13 protein-coding genes and 1 tRNA gene are annotated in these 14,627 nt (G+C 57.3%); 5 read left to right on the forward strand and 9 right to left on the reverse strand.

The genetic code is table 11. From position 1 onward, the window contains the following. Positions 1–78: 78 nt before the first annotated feature. The gene (locus DX909_RS11105; RefSeq protein ID WP_128545245.1) at positions 79–273 is read right to left on the reverse strand and encodes a helix-hairpin-helix domain-containing protein; all 195 of its coding nucleotides are present in this window, start codon (positions 271–273) and stop codon (positions 79–81) included. A gap of 36 nt (positions 274–309) precedes the next feature. Between DX909_RS11105 and DX909_RS11110 the strand changes: the two genes are divergently transcribed. Continuing rightward, positions 310–897 (forward strand): hypothetical protein, encoded by a 588-nt coding sequence (locus tag DX909_RS11110; RefSeq protein WP_128545246.1) that lies wholly within the window; start codon positions 310–312, stop codon positions 895–897. 10 nt (positions 898–907) lie between these two features. On the opposite strand, the gene DX909_RS11115 is transcribed toward DX909_RS11110, so the two are convergent. Both DX909_RS11115 and DX909_RS11120 read right to left on the reverse strand, forming a co-directional pair. After that, complete coding sequence (locus DX909_RS11115; protein ID WP_128545247.1) at positions 908–2,116, reverse strand: hypothetical protein; 1,209 nt, start codon at positions 2,114–2,116, stop codon at positions 908–910. Positions 2,117–2,578: 462 nt separating this feature from the next. Continuing rightward, a complete protein-coding gene (locus DX909_RS11120; RefSeq protein ID WP_128545248.1) occupies positions 2,579–3,457 on the reverse strand; it encodes a hypothetical protein in 879 nt (292 codons plus the stop codon). Positions 3,458–3,889: 432 nt separating this feature from the next. On the opposite strand from DX909_RS11120, the gene DX909_RS11125 reads away from it, so the two are divergent. Both DX909_RS11125 and DX909_RS11130 read left to right on the forward strand, forming a co-directional pair. Beyond that, on the forward strand, positions 3,890–5,209 hold the full coding sequence (locus DX909_RS11125; RefSeq protein ID WP_164851259.1) for a vanadium-dependent haloperoxidase: 1,320 nt from the start codon (positions 3,890–3,892) through the stop codon (positions 5,207–5,209). A gap of 175 nt (positions 5,210–5,384) precedes the next feature. Continuing rightward, the gene (locus DX909_RS11130; protein WP_128545249.1) at positions 5,385–6,023 is read left to right on the forward strand and encodes a response regulator; all 639 of its coding nucleotides are present in this window, start codon (positions 5,385–5,387) and stop codon (positions 6,021–6,023) included. Here DX909_RS11130 and DX909_RS11135 read toward each other — a convergent pair. Further along, positions 5,998–8,118 carry a tetratricopeptide repeat-containing sensor histidine kinase gene (locus DX909_RS11135; protein ID WP_128545250.1) on the reverse strand — a complete coding sequence of 707 codons (2,121 nt, stop codon included), beginning with the start codon at positions 8,116–8,118 and terminating at the stop codon, positions 5,998–6,000. The genes DX909_RS11130 and DX909_RS11135 overlap by 26 nt on opposite strands. A 350-nt stretch (positions 8,119–8,468) precedes the next feature. Then, positions 8,469–9,281 carry an ATP-binding protein gene (locus DX909_RS11140; protein WP_128545251.1) on the reverse strand — a complete coding sequence of 271 codons (813 nt, stop codon included), beginning with the start codon at positions 9,279–9,281 and terminating at the stop codon, positions 8,469–8,471. Positions 9,282–9,494: 213 nt separating this feature from the next. Between DX909_RS11140 and DX909_RS11145 the strand changes: the two genes are divergently transcribed. Next, complete coding sequence (locus DX909_RS11145; RefSeq protein WP_128545252.1) at positions 9,495–9,677, forward strand: hypothetical protein; 183 nt, start codon at positions 9,495–9,497, stop codon at positions 9,675–9,677. Here the strand turns inward: DX909_RS11145 and DX909_RS11150 are convergent. Then, positions 9,674–10,087, reverse strand: coding sequence for a response regulator (locus tag DX909_RS11150; protein ID WP_128545253.1), 414 nt, complete (start codon positions 10,085–10,087; stop codon positions 9,674–9,676). The genes DX909_RS11145 and DX909_RS11150 overlap by 4 nt on opposite strands. Positions 10,088–10,326: 239 nt before the next feature. On the opposite strand from DX909_RS11150, the gene DX909_RS11155 reads away from it, so the two are divergent. Beyond that, positions 10,327–12,732, forward strand: coding sequence for a TonB-dependent receptor (locus tag DX909_RS11155; protein ID WP_128545254.1), 2,406 nt, complete (start codon positions 10,327–10,329; stop codon positions 12,730–12,732). 68 nt (positions 12,733–12,800) lie between these two features. On the opposite strand, the gene DX909_RS11160 is transcribed toward DX909_RS11155, so the two are convergent. The 3 genes from DX909_RS11160 to DX909_RS11170 form a co-directional block, all read right to left on the reverse strand. Then, a tRNA-Arg gene (locus DX909_RS11160) sits at positions 12,801–12,874 on the reverse strand. Between the two features lie 127 nt (positions 12,875–13,001). Continuing rightward, positions 13,002–13,970, reverse strand: a complete 969-nt coding sequence (locus DX909_RS11165) for an MBL fold metallo-hydrolase (RefSeq protein WP_128545255.1) — start codon at positions 13,968–13,970, stop codon at positions 13,002–13,004. A gap of 107 nt (positions 13,971–14,077) precedes the next feature. After that, entirely contained in the window at positions 14,078–14,542 is a 465-nt protein-coding gene (locus DX909_RS11170; RefSeq protein WP_128545256.1) for a GNAT family N-acetyltransferase, read from the reverse strand. Positions 14,543–14,627 lie beyond the last annotated feature (85 nt).

Consider the following 14,627-nt stretch of genomic DNA (forward strand, 5'->3'; position numbering starts at 1 on the left):
GGGCAACTCCAAGGTACGGAAAACCATAGCCCGGCCACAATCCTGCGAAATGCGGTATTTTTGGAACGCCGGAAGCGGTTAGCGGGCCAGCGAAAGCTGATGGCCGGCCAGAGAGGCTTTCAACATTCGGAGGGTGCTTTTTCCCATTCCGTGCAGTTGCATCAGTTCGGCTTCCGTAAATTGGGTAAGCTGGTCGAGGGAAGTTATTCCGGCGTGGGCCAGGGCGCGCTGGGCGGGTTTTGCTACTTTTGGAAGCGGACGTTCGGCGGCCATAGGAGCGGAGGGTTGTCCTGAAATTCAAATATACACATGAAATGGCTGATTGCGGGGCTGCTGCTCCTTTCCTATCTGATGCCGGGTCAATCGACTCTGAACGGGCTGGGCCGGCTGGTGATCGGCCAAACCACCGCCGACGCCCTCCTCCGACTGGGTTTCCGGGAACTGGACCCGCCCCTCGTCAAGGGAACGATTGCGCTGCCCTGCTCCCATCTCCGGATTTTTCAAACCGATCGCTTTCGCTATGAAAACCATATAGTTTCGGACCTGACGGCCATCCTCTACGACGACCGGCTGTTCTGGATTTCCTGCGACCTGACGGACTCCCTGAAAACCGCCTTTATCGGTCGGCATGGCCCCGGCCGCCCGGCCCCTCAACACCGGCCGATTCTCTGCCGCGGGCCGGAGGCACGTCCGCTGACGCTTTCCTCCGTAAGCTGGCTCTACGGCGAAGTGCAGGCCCTGGCGGTGACGGCCGAGGGCACCGGTGCCGACTGCCGGAACCTGCGGGCGGCCCGGCTGAACATCGTGGACCGCACGCTCCTGGCCGTCACCACCGAATGTGACCTCGAAGGAGTGGACCCGCTGTTTGAAACCGCCCGCAAAGTGCTGCCCCCCTGAAGCCGGCACCTCAGTCTCCTTTTTCCACCTCCTGCTGGGCGCCGATCAGAACCACCTTCGCCGGCTTGCCGGCAACTTTCAGAGATTCGGCGACTTCGAGCGTTTCCCGGTGAATCATCTTCACCTCTCCGCGCTCGGGCAGCGTGATGTAAATGAAACGGTTTGAGACGGTCATGTCCGGTTTGAATTTGGCGGCCGGGTCGATGGCTTCCATCACCTTCGTCGATCTCAGGGCTGCGTTGGTCCGGCCGTCGAAGCTCTGAAGCGTTCCATCGTTCATCAGGGCATACACCGCCTTCCCGTCCTGATCTACCCGAAAGGCCGAAATCCGGGTGCTTTCCAGCACGGGCGTGATGCGGTTTTGTGCGACGTCGATCCGGTAGACCCCGGCTTTGGCGCTGAAACCGTAAAAAGTCCCGGCGCCTTCATGGTAGATTACTGTTCCGAGCCATTCCTTTCCGATGCTGGCCGGATAGGCGATATTCCGCTGATTACCGACCTGGTCCACCACCAGAATCCCCTCCGGATGACCGAACAGCGCCACCTGACCGTTGCCTGCGTCGCCGTGGATGCCCTTCGTCGCCAGAACCGACTTTTTCAGGACCGTTCCGTTTTCATCGACAATCTTCACCCGTTCGGGCAGTGTGCCGGAGACCGTTCCGTCCTTTTCCGTAACGGCGAAGGTGTTGTTGGCGAAGGCCACCACCGCACCGTGGTGCGGCACGTCCACCTTCACGATGGTTGGCCGGGCCGAGGCATTGTGCAGGTCTTCTTCCCGGGTCAGGGTCAGGCTGCCCTCCCCGTCGTTGAAGACGGCGATGCGGTTCCCCCAGAAATAGGTGTGGGTCGGTTTGGCCGCTTCCGCCGTCAGGGCCGCCCATTTCGGCGTACCAACCAGATGCGCGTGATCCTCGTGGTTTTCAATCCCGCTGTCGAAAAACTGCACGAGGTTGTTGGAGTAGTTCAGAACCAGGGCATACCGGCCGCTTTTGGTCGGATACAGACTGGAACCCGTGAACCGGGCCTGGAACGATTCGGAGGTTCCCTTCGCCGGGTTCAGCAGAAACAGGCCGGGCGTTTCGGCGTCGGTTACCAGCAGACGGGCGAAAGCGGCCTCCCGCTGAACCGGTGCGGGGTCGTCGTTTTTCCGGCAGGCGGAAACCGCCACAGCCAGAGCGGCCGCCAGAATCATTCGTTTCGGTAAGGAGAAAGTCAGCATAAACGAGAGAATTTTTAAATATGCAACATGGTTGCAAATTTATACACCCCTTTTCCGATTATGCAACATTGATGCAAAAATATATTACCAGGCAACTTCTAATTCAACTTTAGGCTGTTTTTGATTCAATTATAATATACCGCTTCTTTTTTGGATGGAGAGATGGGCGGTGGGGTTACGAATTTGAACCATTCAGTTGGCCGGGCAGCAGCGCGAGTTGCATGGTTTTCATGGCAACTGGCTGGTTGTATTGTGTTTATGGTTTTCGGCTGGCGTGGATCGGGAGGAAGTCACTTCGTCCGGCCTGTGAAGCAAACCTACACCGGCGGGATAAGAACGAATTATGAATGAAATTAAAAAGGGATGTACCCCCGATTCCGAACCACCGGAAACAAAAAAGCCCCCGTTTGCTGCGGGGGCCGGTTAACGATTCCTGCCGACAGACGCTGCCGGGCGCGGCCGTCAATACGTTTCGTAAGTGAACACGAGGCTTTCCGTGACCGTCCCTCCCTCTTTGGTGACTCTCGTCAGCGGCAGCCCCTCGCCGTTGTAGGTGTATTCATACGTGAGCGGACCGGCCGAGGTAGCGTTGTTCGGACTCAGGTTCAGGAGATTGTCGATCCCCCCGAAGTAGGAATAATAATTGAGCAGACCCAACTGTGGTGCAGACAACAGGCTTTGGAATGGGGCCGGAATGATGAAGATGCCGTAAAACGGATTCCGCTGGGAATCGTAGCTGAAGTCGGTCGTGATCGTGCCCAGCCCGGGAACCAGTCGGGTCGCGGTATTGACGGATACGTCCTGGGTCAGATTCTTTCCCGTAAAGGTCAGCGTATGGACTTCCTGGTAAGACAACCCCCCGGTACTGAAGCTTTTCCGGAAGCTCGCCGGCTGATTCTGAGGGGTATAATATAATTGAAGAAGCCAGTGATTGTCGCCCTGGTTGTTGTCGTAGGTCATCTCGGATAGCTGGGCCGCCGGGTTGTAGGTCAGCTTATAGATTTCCTCCGGCACCGGGTCAAGCCCCGAACGGCGGACGATCCGGCGCTTGACTTCACTCAGGCGGTTCTGATCGTCGTAACTATAGGTGGTATTCTCGACCGGCGCGACGCTGCTGTCGGGCGTCTGGTAGGTCAGCAGCTGACTCAGGCGGTTCTGGCCGTCGTAGCTGAACAGGGTGACCCGGGCGGTCCCCTGCTCTCCGGCGCGGGAAATGGACCGCAACCGAAGGAGGTCCGTCGACGAACCGGGCGTTACCGGCGGGTTGCGGTGGTCCTGGCAGGCCGAAAGGATTAGAAGGATCAGGAGGAGTTTCCCGAGAAAGAGGGAGGTTTTTTTCATGAGGTTCGGATTTGGCTGAATGAGCAGACAGACTGATGAGCGCGGGAATCCGGCAGTGGAGGGTCCTGACAGGTACTCCGGGTCGGAACGAAAAGACGATAACGGCAGGATCAGGCGCCAAATATATCGCTAACAATCAAACAGTTATTGCTCGATCTGGACAATTACCGTCGAATTTGGGACAGCCCCCTCAATCTTCTTCTTTATTCGGTTGAACCACAAAAAAACCGGTCCGAATCCGGACCGGTTTTTAACCCTAACCTCTGTACAATTTGTAATCAGTTCACTTTCCCTAATACTCTGCAAAAGTAGGGACCGCCGAAACGATAAAAATCACCGGATTCCGTGAATCGAATTCGCCGAATCCGGTGATTTTCCGGACCCTGCCCATTCGGACCTTTGCATCGAAATCATTTTTATCCTATCCATTCCATGAAAAAGATTCGAATGCGGTTCGGCATCGGCCTGATGCTCACCGGCTTACTGGCTGCGTCCTGTCAGGACCACCCCATTGATTCACCTACTCCGGCCGACCCGTCGGCCTACCCGGCCGAGGTCGTCACCTCCTGGCTGAATCTGCAACTGCGGCTGACGCAGACCACCCCGGCCTCTCCGCTGGTGGCGGCCCGTCGGTTTGCCTATTCCGGCATCGCCGTGTATGAATCCCTCGTTCCGGGCCTGCCCGCGTATCAGTCGATTGCGCCGAAGCTGAACGGCCTTCCGGCCCTTCCCAAACCGGATCAGAAGGAGAGCTATTACTGGCCGGCCTGCGCCAACGCGGCTTTTGCGGCCATGAGCCGGGCTTTCTTCACGACCACGTCGGCCGCCAACAAAGCCTCGATGGATTCGCTCGAAACGGCGCTGCTGAACGAGTACCGGAAGGTTCGGACGAACGAGGAACTGGCCCGGTCGGAAACCTTCGGGAAACAGATTGCCGCAGCCGTGCTGGATTGGGCCAAAACCGACGGCAACGACAACACGACGCCCTATACCCCACCGACCGGCGACGGACTCTGGGTTCCGACGCCCCCGGCGAATGCTGCGGCCGCCTTCCCGAACTGGGGTAAAAACCGGCCGCTGGTCAAAGGCAGCGACGCGGGCGCCGATCCGGGCGCCCCGACACCCTTCTCGAAAGACCCGGCCTCACCCTACTATGCGCAGGTGAAGGAGGTCTATGACCTGTCAAAAAAACTTACCGACGAGCAGAAGACGATCGCCCTGTTCTGGGCCGATTCGCCCGACGGAAAAAGTCTGGGCGGGGGCCACTGGCACGCCATCCTGCACCAGATTCTCCTGAAAGAGCGCAGCAACCTGGGGCAGGCGGCCACGGCCTACGCCCGCCTGGGCCTCGCCATGTCGGACGCCTGCATCAGCCTGTTCAAGTCGAAGTATACCTACAACGCAGTGCGGCCCATCACCTACATCCGCACGGTGATGAACCAGGCCGACTGGAACACGCTGTTCCCGACGCCCAACCACCCGGAATACCCCTCCGGCCATACGGTGCTGTCGGCTGCGGCCGCCCACGCGCTCGGGCAGTCGTTCGGAGAAAATTACCGGTTCCGGGACAACTCCTATCAATACCTGGGGTTTGCCCCGCGGGATTTCGATTCGTTCGAGAAGGCCGTGGTGGAGGTCGGTTTATCCCGGGTGTATGCGGGCCTTCACTACCGGAAGACCTGCGAGGTGAGTCTGCATCAGGGCAAAACCGTTTCTCAGAACATTGCCAACCAGCTTCGGTTCAGGAAATAGCACAGGAAGCGGTTTTTGGGGTCGGGAAGGTCCGACCCCATTTTCAGGTTTTGCCGCTTGTCAACGTATATAACTAGTATTCAACACCTTCCACGACCGTTCAATCAATCACCGGGTAGATATTTGAGGGAAAATCGCGATTTTTAGGAACCGATCTACCTCTATCTGGCCCGTAATGAAAACCTACAACATTGCCCTGCTCGACGATCACCGGGTCGTCCTTGAAAGTTTTGCCAATCTGCTCAGTACGTCCCCCCAGTTTCAGGTGGTGGGGATGGCTTCCGACAAGCCCTCGCTGCTGTCCGTTCTGGAAGGAGAACCACCCGTGGACGTGCTCGTTACCGACCTGATTATTCCGTCGGTCGACGTGATCGAACTGATCCCCTTCCTGCAGAGCCGGTATCCCGGGCTGGCGGTGCTGGTGCTGTCGGGTTCCACCGACCCCGATCTGGTCGGGAAGGCGATGCGGGCGGGTGCCAAAGGGTTTATGACCAAGACCGCCGACAAAGCGGAGTTATTCGAAGCCGTTCTGGCGATTGCCGAAGGCCGCACCCACATCGACAGCCGGATTTTTACCCTCGGCCCGGTTCCGGTCCAGGCATCGGGTTATCCGGAAACTCCGTTGACGGATCGCGAGCTGGAAGTGGCCGGTCTGATTCTGGACGAGCTTTCGAGCAATCAGATTGCGGAGCGGCTGTTCATTTCCTTCAACACGGTGGAAACACACCGGAAACGGATCTATCAGAAGCTGGGGATCACCACCTCGCTGGGTCTGATGAAGTATTCCCTCAGCCGTGGTTTATTAAAGCGGTAAGGGGAAGCAGGATGCTGACCTGAGTGCCGGAAGGCAGGTCGGGCTCGAACCAGAGCTGCGCGCCGATAGCCGTGGCCCTTTCCCGGATGTTTTTCAGTCCCATGCCGTTGCGGTTCTGATCGGTAAGGCCGATGCCGTTGTCGAAGACCTGTACCGAGAGCCATTCGTCGTCCCGTTCCAGCCGGATCTGGGCCTGGGTGGCCTGCGAGTGCCGCAGGATGTTCGTACACAGCTCCAGGCAGATGACGTACAGATTGAACCGGACGGATTCGGGCAGCGGCAGTTCCCCGATCCGATCGGCGGAAAGGGAGAAGCTGGTCCGGCCGGCCATGTTGAGCTTGACCACCAGGTTTTGCAGAACCGTTTCGAAGTCCTGATGCAGCAGTTGCTCGGGGATCAGGTTGTGGGAAAGCTGCCGGATCTGCGTCAGGGCGTCGTCGAGCAATTCGAGGCTATTCTGGTAAAGCGTCTTTTCGCGCGGGGGCAGATGGTCGGCGTCCATCGTCTGGAAGGTCATCTTGGTAGCGCCCAGGAGGCTGCTGACCCGGTCGTGCAGTTCGGAAGCGACCCGTTTGCGTTCGATGGTCTGCCCTTTGATCAGGGCCATTTCGATCTCCCGGTTTTTGGTCCGCAGCGCCCGGTTGGTCCGACGCAGGCGAAGGCTGTAATACAGCAGCAGAAGCCCCAGGAGGCTGATCACCACCAGACCCGCGACCAGCAGGTTGCGCTGTTTTTTCTGGGCGTTGATTCCCATATTCAGCTGGTCGATTTTCAGGTGCCGGATCATGGCCTGCTGCCGGGCCTGCTTCTGCATGGCCGCGGTTTTCAGCTGCTGTTTCTCCAGCTGATACCGCAGGGCGCTGGTCTGTTCCCGGTTCAGCAGTTCATTGGTCCGGTTGATGCTGTTCAGCCGGTCGATTTCGGCCTGTTTGGCCAGCGTCTGGTACCGTTCCTGCTGCAGCAGCCGCTCCTGTTCGAAGGCCAGTTCGAGCCGCTGCCGTTCGAGGAGAGCTTTTTGTTTGAGACTTTCGCTCTGGTTCAGAGCCAGTTGCTGCTCCTGTTTTTTCTGGAGAAACAGGCGCTGGTACTCGAAGGCGTTTTTCCAGTCCTGGAGCTGTTCGTGGGCCCGGACCAGCACCGAATAGGCCGTCAGAATCGTAATATGAACCCGGCTGTTTTTATCGAGGGCCTGGCGGGCGGCCGCGATGGCTTCGTCGTACTGCTGAATGTCCAGGTAGGCCGCGGCCAGGTCGGCCAGCGCGTCCGACTGCGGCATGGGCGCTTTCAGCTGGCCCCAGAGACTCACCGACTGCTTCAGGTACGGGATGGCGAGGGCCGGTTTTTTCTGTCTCTGATAGAGCTGTCCGAGGTCGTTGGACAGGTAGGCTTTGTTGGAGAGCGGGGCCGGTTCGCGGTGCAGCACCTGCCAGGCCGTCAGGTATTGCTTTTCGGCTTCCTCCAGCCGGCTGCGGTGCAGGAAGGCATTGGCCAGGTTGCGGTGCAGGTCGGCCCGGTTGATGAAATCACCGGCGGGGTCCTTGTCGAACCATTCGATGCCCTTTCCGTAATAGGTGGCGGCCTCCTCGTATTCATCGAGCATCATGCTCACGCTGCCGAGATTGCGGTAGATGCGCCACCGGAAACGGTCATACTGGGCCGGATCGGTTTCCACCAGGGACAGCAGGCGGTAGTTGATCCGGATCGACTCGGGCGGACTGTTTCTGGACACCCGGTAATACCGCTCGGCCAGCAGCAGGCCCTTGATCTGGTATTTGATGTTCTTTTTCTGTTCGGCCAGCCGAATCAGCTGGTTCGTAGCCGTCAGTGAGCTGTCGCGGTAGCGGGAGCCGCTGTACAGGACGTAGGCCAGGAAATGGAGATATTCCAGCCGGGCGGAATCGACGACCGGCGAGGGACGGAAGTGGTTCAGATCTGAAATCCGTTCGCGGGTTTTATTCAGGAGGCTGTCCACATAGACGCGATCCGTCGCCCGATCGAAGTTGAAAGGGGGCGTCAGGACGATCTGCGCCCGGGAGGACCCGGTCAGGAGCAAAAAGCCGATCAGTAACAGAGGTAGGGTTCGACAGCACTTCATCGTGAACCTGAAACAGAATAAAGCCCGGAAATCATTCGGACTTCGTCCGGTTTTGACGCCAGATCACCGAATTGGGTGACCAAAAAACCGGAAGGCCGGGATTCTCCGGATGCCGAAAATTCGGAACGTTGCGGCCCGTAAGAATCTGATTAACAGTTGCCAAGTTAACCATTCCTGCTCAGGAACCGAATTTTTATGACCTCCGCTTAGGGAACGGTCGAAAAAGACCCGGTTTCCGGGGAATAAACGGGGTTTGCGCCCACCCGAAAACAAAAAGTCCCTGCCTTTGCCGGGCAGGGACCTGAACATGGAATATTCGAAAACCGATGGAGTAAAACCGGCCGCTGTCCTTAATCCAGCCGGTAAGCGGCAACGGATCTGGCCATGAACGTCGGTACATAGATGATCCGCTGGGCCGGGTCGTAGCCGATGTCGGCGGTATTCTTTTTCTGCGAACGGGTATCCAGCAGGGTCTGCGTCTTGCCGTCCCGGCCGAGGTAATACACCACGCCGACCCAGCTGGTTACGATGAAATCACCCTGACCGACCGGCTCGATGCCGTCCCCTCCGAACTCCAGGCTGCCGAGCACCTCCTGCTTCTTGTCGGCCCCGACTTTATAGATCTCCTTCGCCGTCAGAACGTACAGGTCGGACCCTACCGCCTTCAGGCCGTTGACGCCTTTCAGATTGCTGAGGAACAGGGTGGGCTTGTCGCCGGTGATCTGGTGGACATTGCCCATTTTGCTGTCGGACACATATACCGCTCCTTTGCCGTCGATGGTCACGTCGTTCAGGCCGGTGGCCCCTTCGATGGGAATCTTTTTCTGAACTTTCCCGGAGGCCACATCGACCACCACCACATCCGAAACGTCGGCGACGTACATTTTGCCGTTCGAGATGCCCATGCCTTTCGGCGCGTGCAGACCGCTGACCCAGGATGCGTTCATGATTTTACCGTTCTTGCCGACCTTGGCGATTCCGCCTTTCCCATCGGTATCCCAGGGGTTGCCGTCGATCAGCGAAACATACAGTACATCCTTATCCGCCAGAACGGATTCGGGGGTCGCCAGGGTGGAATCGCTCTCCCAGATTTTGGTCAGCTGGTGCTGCGCCCGGGTATGGCCGCCCCACAACAGACAGCAGAGAATGAGTGCTTTTTTCATCGAAAACAGGCTTTGGAATGGTGAAAGGAATCGAAGAACTGTCGAATCCAAAGATAGGGAAGGAAACCGTATAACCGCAATGCTATTTTTCCGGCCGCTGAAACGCATCCGGCAGCCGCTCCGCCCCCGGGATACCGCTTACTCAATTCTCTGAAACCGGCAGAATTATTTTACAAAAATTTTCTTATTTGCAAAGATATTTTACAAAAATTTATGGAAAAGCCAGCCATAACGAAAGAAGAACTCCTGGGGATGATCGAGCGGGCCCGGGTAGTGGAGGAGCACGCTCAGGAACAGATCCGTCACTGGAAAAAAGAAGAGATCGCCGGGAAGACCGAGCGGCTGCAGCGCGAGGCCGAACTGGCTGCCCTGAAAGCGCCCGACGCTTTGGATTAAGAACGGATCAGCGGGCGCCGGTTCAACCATTGCGTCCGGATCAGCCCGAAGGTGCGGTTGATGTCTACGACGCGGAAGGGTTTGACGAAATAGGTGGTCAGACCCAGCTGGTGGCACCGCTCGATGTGCTGATCGAAGTCCGAGGAAGTCAGCATATATACCGGCAGATCCCGGGTGGCCGGCTGGGCCCGCAGTTCGGCCAGCGCATCAATGCCGTTCATGATCGGCATGTTGATGTCCAGAATGGCAAAGTCCGGCTCCAGACTGGAAGTGTCCAGGGCTTCGACCAGTTCCTTTCCGTTGTTGAACAGCCTGACTTTCGCGAGGGGGAACGTTTTCTTCAGGTACTCCAGATAAATTTCGGCATCATCTTCATCGTCTTCGGCCAGAAATATGAGAAAGGGATCCATTATTTATATGAACGTCACAGTGTTATACGTTTGAAAGGTAGTGGATTTGACCGACATTCCTAAAAAATTTTAAAAAGTTTTTTTCTGCGGTTTGGTCCAAAAACCGGGAAACACGGCCTGCAACGGACCGTTTGAGGCCGGTCGGCAGGAAAATTACCAGTCAAAGGGGGAACAGCCGGGAATGAGACATCCTAAAAGTCGGCGCAGTTTCGTTTATTTACCAGCCACTGTCGACCCGAATGCGCGCCTTCTTTTCTCTACTCCTTCTTCTGCCGGCCGGGGCCGTTCTGGCCCAGACGGGCAACGTAACGCTTTCCGGGTCGGTGCGCGACGCCCATTCCAGGATTGTGCTGCCCTACGTCACCCTGACCCTGCTTTCCTCCGCGGACAGTGTCTTTGCAGCCGGTGGTATCACCAACGAAGAGGGGCTGTTTTCGGTTGGCCCCGTCCAACCCGGCGAGTACCGCCTGCGTATTACGCTGGTCGGATACAAAACCCGGCTTCAGCCGGTGCTGGTCGGTCGGGCCAGTGATTTTCTGAACCTCGGTACGATTGAACTAACCGAAGAAACCACCCAGCTGAGCGAGGTGGTCGTTACGGCCCAGGCCGAAGCGGTAGCTCAGGCCATGGACAAGAAAACCTTTACGCTGGCCGAGAACCTCAGCCAGGCCGGCGGGTCGGTGCTGGAAGCCATGAAAAACCTGCCGGGCATCACCGTCGGTGGCGAAGGGCAGGTGCTGCTGCGCGGCAGCGACCGCGTCATGGTCCTGATCGACGGGCGGCAAACGGCATTGACCGGTATCGGCGGCCAATCGGGGCTGGCCAGTCTTCCGGCCTCGGCCGTCGACCGGATCGAGATCATCAATAACCCCTCCGCAAAGTTCGACGCCAACGGCAACGCCGGGATCATCAATATTATCTACAAAAAAGAGCAAAAATCAGGCTTCAACGGCAAGGTCGGAATGTCGGTGGGCCTGGGAGCGCTCTGGGTCCGGCGCGATAACTACCCGACCATCCGTCCGCAGTACCGGGCTACGCCGAAGCTCAACCCCTCTATTTCACTCAATTACCGAAAAAATAAGCTCAACCTGTTTTTTCAGGGGGATAACCTCTACACCCAAACACTGAATAAAAACGAGTTCACCGACCGCTTCTATCCCGACGGGCAGGTCGTTCGTCAGCAATTGAAGCGCAACCGCAATACCAACATCGTCACCGGCAAAGGCGGTCTTGACTGGTTTTTCGACGACCAAAACACGCTGACGGTTTCCGGCCTGTTCAGCAGTGAAAAAATCCTTGATCGGGGCGACGAGCCCTTTTTCGACGGCAGTCTGTCGGAGCGGCTGCGGCTTTGGCAGTTTCTGGAAGATGAACTCAAAACGACCGTGACGGCAACCATCGCCTGGCAGCACAAATTCAGACAACCCGGCCGATTGCTGAATGTGGGGCTGAATTACACCTTTCACCGTGAAGACGAAAAGTACTTCTTCGACAACATCCTGCCGACCTTCACCGGCCGCGATTCCTTCAAGCTGCTTTCCGACGAAAACGTGGCTGATCTGACCGTCGACTACGTGCAGCCGCTGCGTTACGGCCGGCTGGAGACCGGCGCCAAATTTCGCCGTCGGTGGATTCCGACGAACATGCAGTTTTTTCCGGGGTTGAACTCGCCCTTAGACGTCGATGCGGGTGGGCGGGCCACCTATACGGAGGTGATTCCGGCCCTGTATGGCAACTACGTCATCGAGACCAGGAATCTGGAAGTTGAAGCGGGGCTGCGGCTGGAGTATGTCGATTTGCGGTATGAGGTCAATCCCAATCACAACACCTATAAAAGCGACGGCTATCAGTACGCGCAGCCGTTTCCGAATCTGCGGCTGAGTTATAAGGTAAGCGACAACAACCGGCTTTCGTTCTTCTACAACCGCCGGGTCGACCGGCCCAATGAGGTGGACATCCGGATCTTCCCGAAATATGACGATGCCGAAATCATCAAGGTGGGCAATCCCGGTCTTCGTCCGCAGTTCACCACTTCCTACGAACTGGGCTACCGGACCAACTGGGCGGGGGGTTACCTGTACTCGGCCCTCTATCACAAGGAAATGCAGGCTACCATCGCCCGTATCGGCACGGTAGTCCCTAACAGTACGCTCATTTACAACGTGTTCCAGAACGCGGGCAACAGCCGCAGTACGGGTGTGGAGGTCGTGCTGTCCCATAGTCCGGCCAGGTGGGGGACGCTGAACCTGAACCTGAACGGTTACCGGAACACCATCGACGCCTTCAGCGTCGTCAACCGGTATCCGGTCACCAGCCCCTTTTCGGCGATCCGGCAGCAGTTGTTTTCGGGGAACATCAAACTGAACGGACTCTTCCGATTACCCCGGCAGGTGGAAGCGCAGTTCACGGCCCAGTATCTTGCCCCCGATCTGATCCCGCAGGGGCGCGTCGACGCCCGCTTCTCGGTGGATGTGGGGCTGAAAAAGGTCCTCCGGCAGGGCAAGGGGGAAGTATTTCTGAACGGCACCGACATCGCCAATACGCTCGTGCTCCGGCGCGAGGTGAAGGGGAACGGGTTCCGTTATACCAGCACCGACTACTACGAAACGCAGGTCGTGCGGCTGGGCTACAACCAGAAGTTTTAGGAAATGTAAAAAAGAAAAAAGGCAGGTGCCTAAATCAATCGTTTAGAGCCGCCTGCCTTGATCAATCGCGATCCCGTTTGGACTCGAACCAAAGACCGACTGCTTAGAAGGCAGTTGCTCTATCCAACTGAGCTACGGGACCGGACGCATTCCTGCGCTGGATGCCCCAAAAGTACGGCAATGGCGGCAATTCCCCAAGTGGCTCCTTGAGAATTGCGGTTCTGAGGCTTTCGGCTCCTGCCCACCTGCCGTTACCCGGAGGCCGGTCCTCAGATTTTGGCGGACGCCCACTTCCATCCATTGCCTGCTTTTTCGGCCCGGCCGATGCCCGGAAATTCGAAATGGAAAGCCTGAATGGGAAGGCCGGCTTCCGCAGCGAGAGACAGCAGCCGGCTTCTGGACTTCCGCGCTTCGGCATGGTCCAGGTCATAATTGGTCTGCCAGTCGAGATGTTCGATGTGGAGCGGATGCAGAAACGCATCCGAAATATAGATCAGGCCCTTCCCCTCCGACGCCAGCCGGACGGCAATCTGTCCGGGCGTATGCCCGGGAATCCGGATAGCCGTTACACCCGGAGAGATTTCGGCTTCCTGCCCCCGGAGAAGTTCCAGATTCCCCTTATTCAGGGGCTCGATGTTGTTCCTGATGAAGAGGTAGAACATCGGTGACTGGCCCGCCGACCGGTCGGAGCGCCAGAAATCCCACTCCGCTTCGTGCAGCACCACTCTGGCTTTGGGAAAATTTGGGGTTCCGGCATCACTGTATACCCCGCCGATATGGTCCGGATGGAAATGCGTCAGAACGAGGGTGGTAATTTCTTCGGGACGAACGCCTTCCCGGGCCAGAATTTCCAGCAGCCGGCCCTGAAACTGGTAGGATTTCCCCCGGAATGTGATCGGTTCCCGGGAATACCCGATGCCGGTATCAATCAGAATCTTATCCGAGCCGTTCTCTATCAGCATGGAAACAAACGGAGACGGGATGTTGTCGGGTTTCTGCTGATATCGTTCCAGCGCCCGGCTCACCTCCTCGTCCGGGACGTTTATGAAGTAATCCTTCCCCAGGTATTTGAACATCTGGTCCTTGAAAACCCGGCATTTGAACTTCCCGATCGTGAAGGCGTACGATTCATACTCCGCCAGCCCGGGACGGAGGGAAAAGTCGGGCCGGGTTGCGGCTAAAAACGGCAGGGAGAGGAACAGCTCTCCGTTCTTCCGCAGAAACTCTCTTCGTTCCATGGTATTCCTTTTCTATCGATAAAAATCTCTTCAGGCCTTTCCGCCGAACTGGAGAAGCCGGACAGGAACGCGGCCCTTTTCCGCTTCGCAAAAAACATTTCCGATCACTAAAATTGTCCGTGTGATCCATTCAGCGGATACGTAAAATGGATCACCTGCCTTGCCGCACCGCCCGTGGTCCGGTAAAAGTCAATAGCCTGCGTATCCTCCTGATCCGCCTGTACAAACAGCTCCTCCATACCCAGACGGCCGCAGTATTGCATCAGTTGCCGGAGTAATTCCGTCCCGATCCCCTGCCCCTGCCAGGTGGGATGAACCGCTATATCATATAAATAGACAACCGGCTTTTCCGAATGAATTTGCATTAAAACGTAGGCCGTCAAGCCCCCAACGACCTGATGATCCAGCCGGGCGACAAACACCATAAAATCAGCCCGTTCCAGCAGGCGTTGCCGATGTTCGGGCCGGACTCCGGCTTCCGGGCCGGTTTCCAAAACGTCCCGGAACAGGTGAATCAGATCAAGGAACGGCTCCGCGTCTTCCTGTGTCAATTTTCTCACTTCGACATTCATCGGGATCGCGTACAGGGGATGACGGTTAGGAGGCTACCAACAGGAAAAGGCAGGAGAAAGCCGGAACTACCCGGCTCTCTCCTGC

Source organism: Larkinella soli, assembly GCF_003703975.1.
GTDB classification, from domain to species: Bacteria; Bacteroidota; Bacteroidia; order Cytophagales; family Spirosomataceae; genus Larkinella; species Larkinella soli.

Excerpts from the sequence above, each read along its gene's own strand:
- DX909_RS11120 (WP_128545248.1), bottom strand. The coding sequence starts at position 3,457 with ATGAAAAAAACCTCCCTCTTTCTCGGGAAACTCCTCCTGATCCTTCTA.
- DX909_RS11135 (WP_128545250.1), bottom strand. The coding sequence starts at position 8,118 with ATGAAGTGCTGTCGAACCCTACCTCTGTTACTGATCGGCTTTTTGCTC.
- DX909_RS11145 (WP_128545252.1), top strand. The coding sequence starts at position 9,495 with ATGGAAAAGCCAGCCATAACGAAAGAAGAACTCCTGGGGATGATCGAG.
- DX909_RS11105 (WP_128545245.1), bottom strand. The coding sequence starts at position 273 with ATGGCCGCCGAACGTCCGCTTCCAAAAGTAGCAAAACCCGCCCAGCGC.
- DX909_RS11130 (WP_128545249.1), top strand. The coding sequence starts at position 5,385 with ATGAAAACCTACAACATTGCCCTGCTCGACGATCACCGGGTCGTCCTT.
- DX909_RS11165 (WP_128545255.1), bottom strand. The coding sequence starts at position 13,970 with ATGGAACGAAGAGAGTTTCTGCGGAAGAACGGAGAGCTGTTCCTCTCC.
- DX909_RS11110 (WP_128545246.1), top strand. The coding sequence starts at position 310 with ATGAAATGGCTGATTGCGGGGCTGCTGCTCCTTTCCTATCTGATGCCG.
- DX909_RS11140 (WP_128545251.1), bottom strand. The coding sequence starts at position 9,281 with ATGAAAAAAGCACTCATTCTCTGCTGTCTGTTGTGGGGCGGCCATACC.
- DX909_RS11150 (WP_128545253.1), bottom strand. The coding sequence starts at position 10,087 with ATGGATCCCTTTCTCATATTTCTGGCCGAAGACGATGAAGATGATGCC.
- DX909_RS11115 (WP_128545247.1), bottom strand. The coding sequence starts at position 2,116 with ATGCTGACTTTCTCCTTACCGAAACGAATGATTCTGGCGGCCGCTCTG.
- DX909_RS11125 (WP_164851259.1), top strand. The coding sequence starts at position 3,890 with ATGAAAAAGATTCGAATGCGGTTCGGCATCGGCCTGATGCTCACCGGC.
- DX909_RS11170 (WP_128545256.1), bottom strand. The coding sequence starts at position 14,542 with ATGAATGTCGAAGTGAGAAAATTGACACAGGAAGACGCGGAGCCGTTC.
- DX909_RS11155 (WP_128545254.1), top strand. The coding sequence starts at position 10,327 with ATGCGCGCCTTCTTTTCTCTACTCCTTCTTCTGCCGGCCGGGGCCGTT.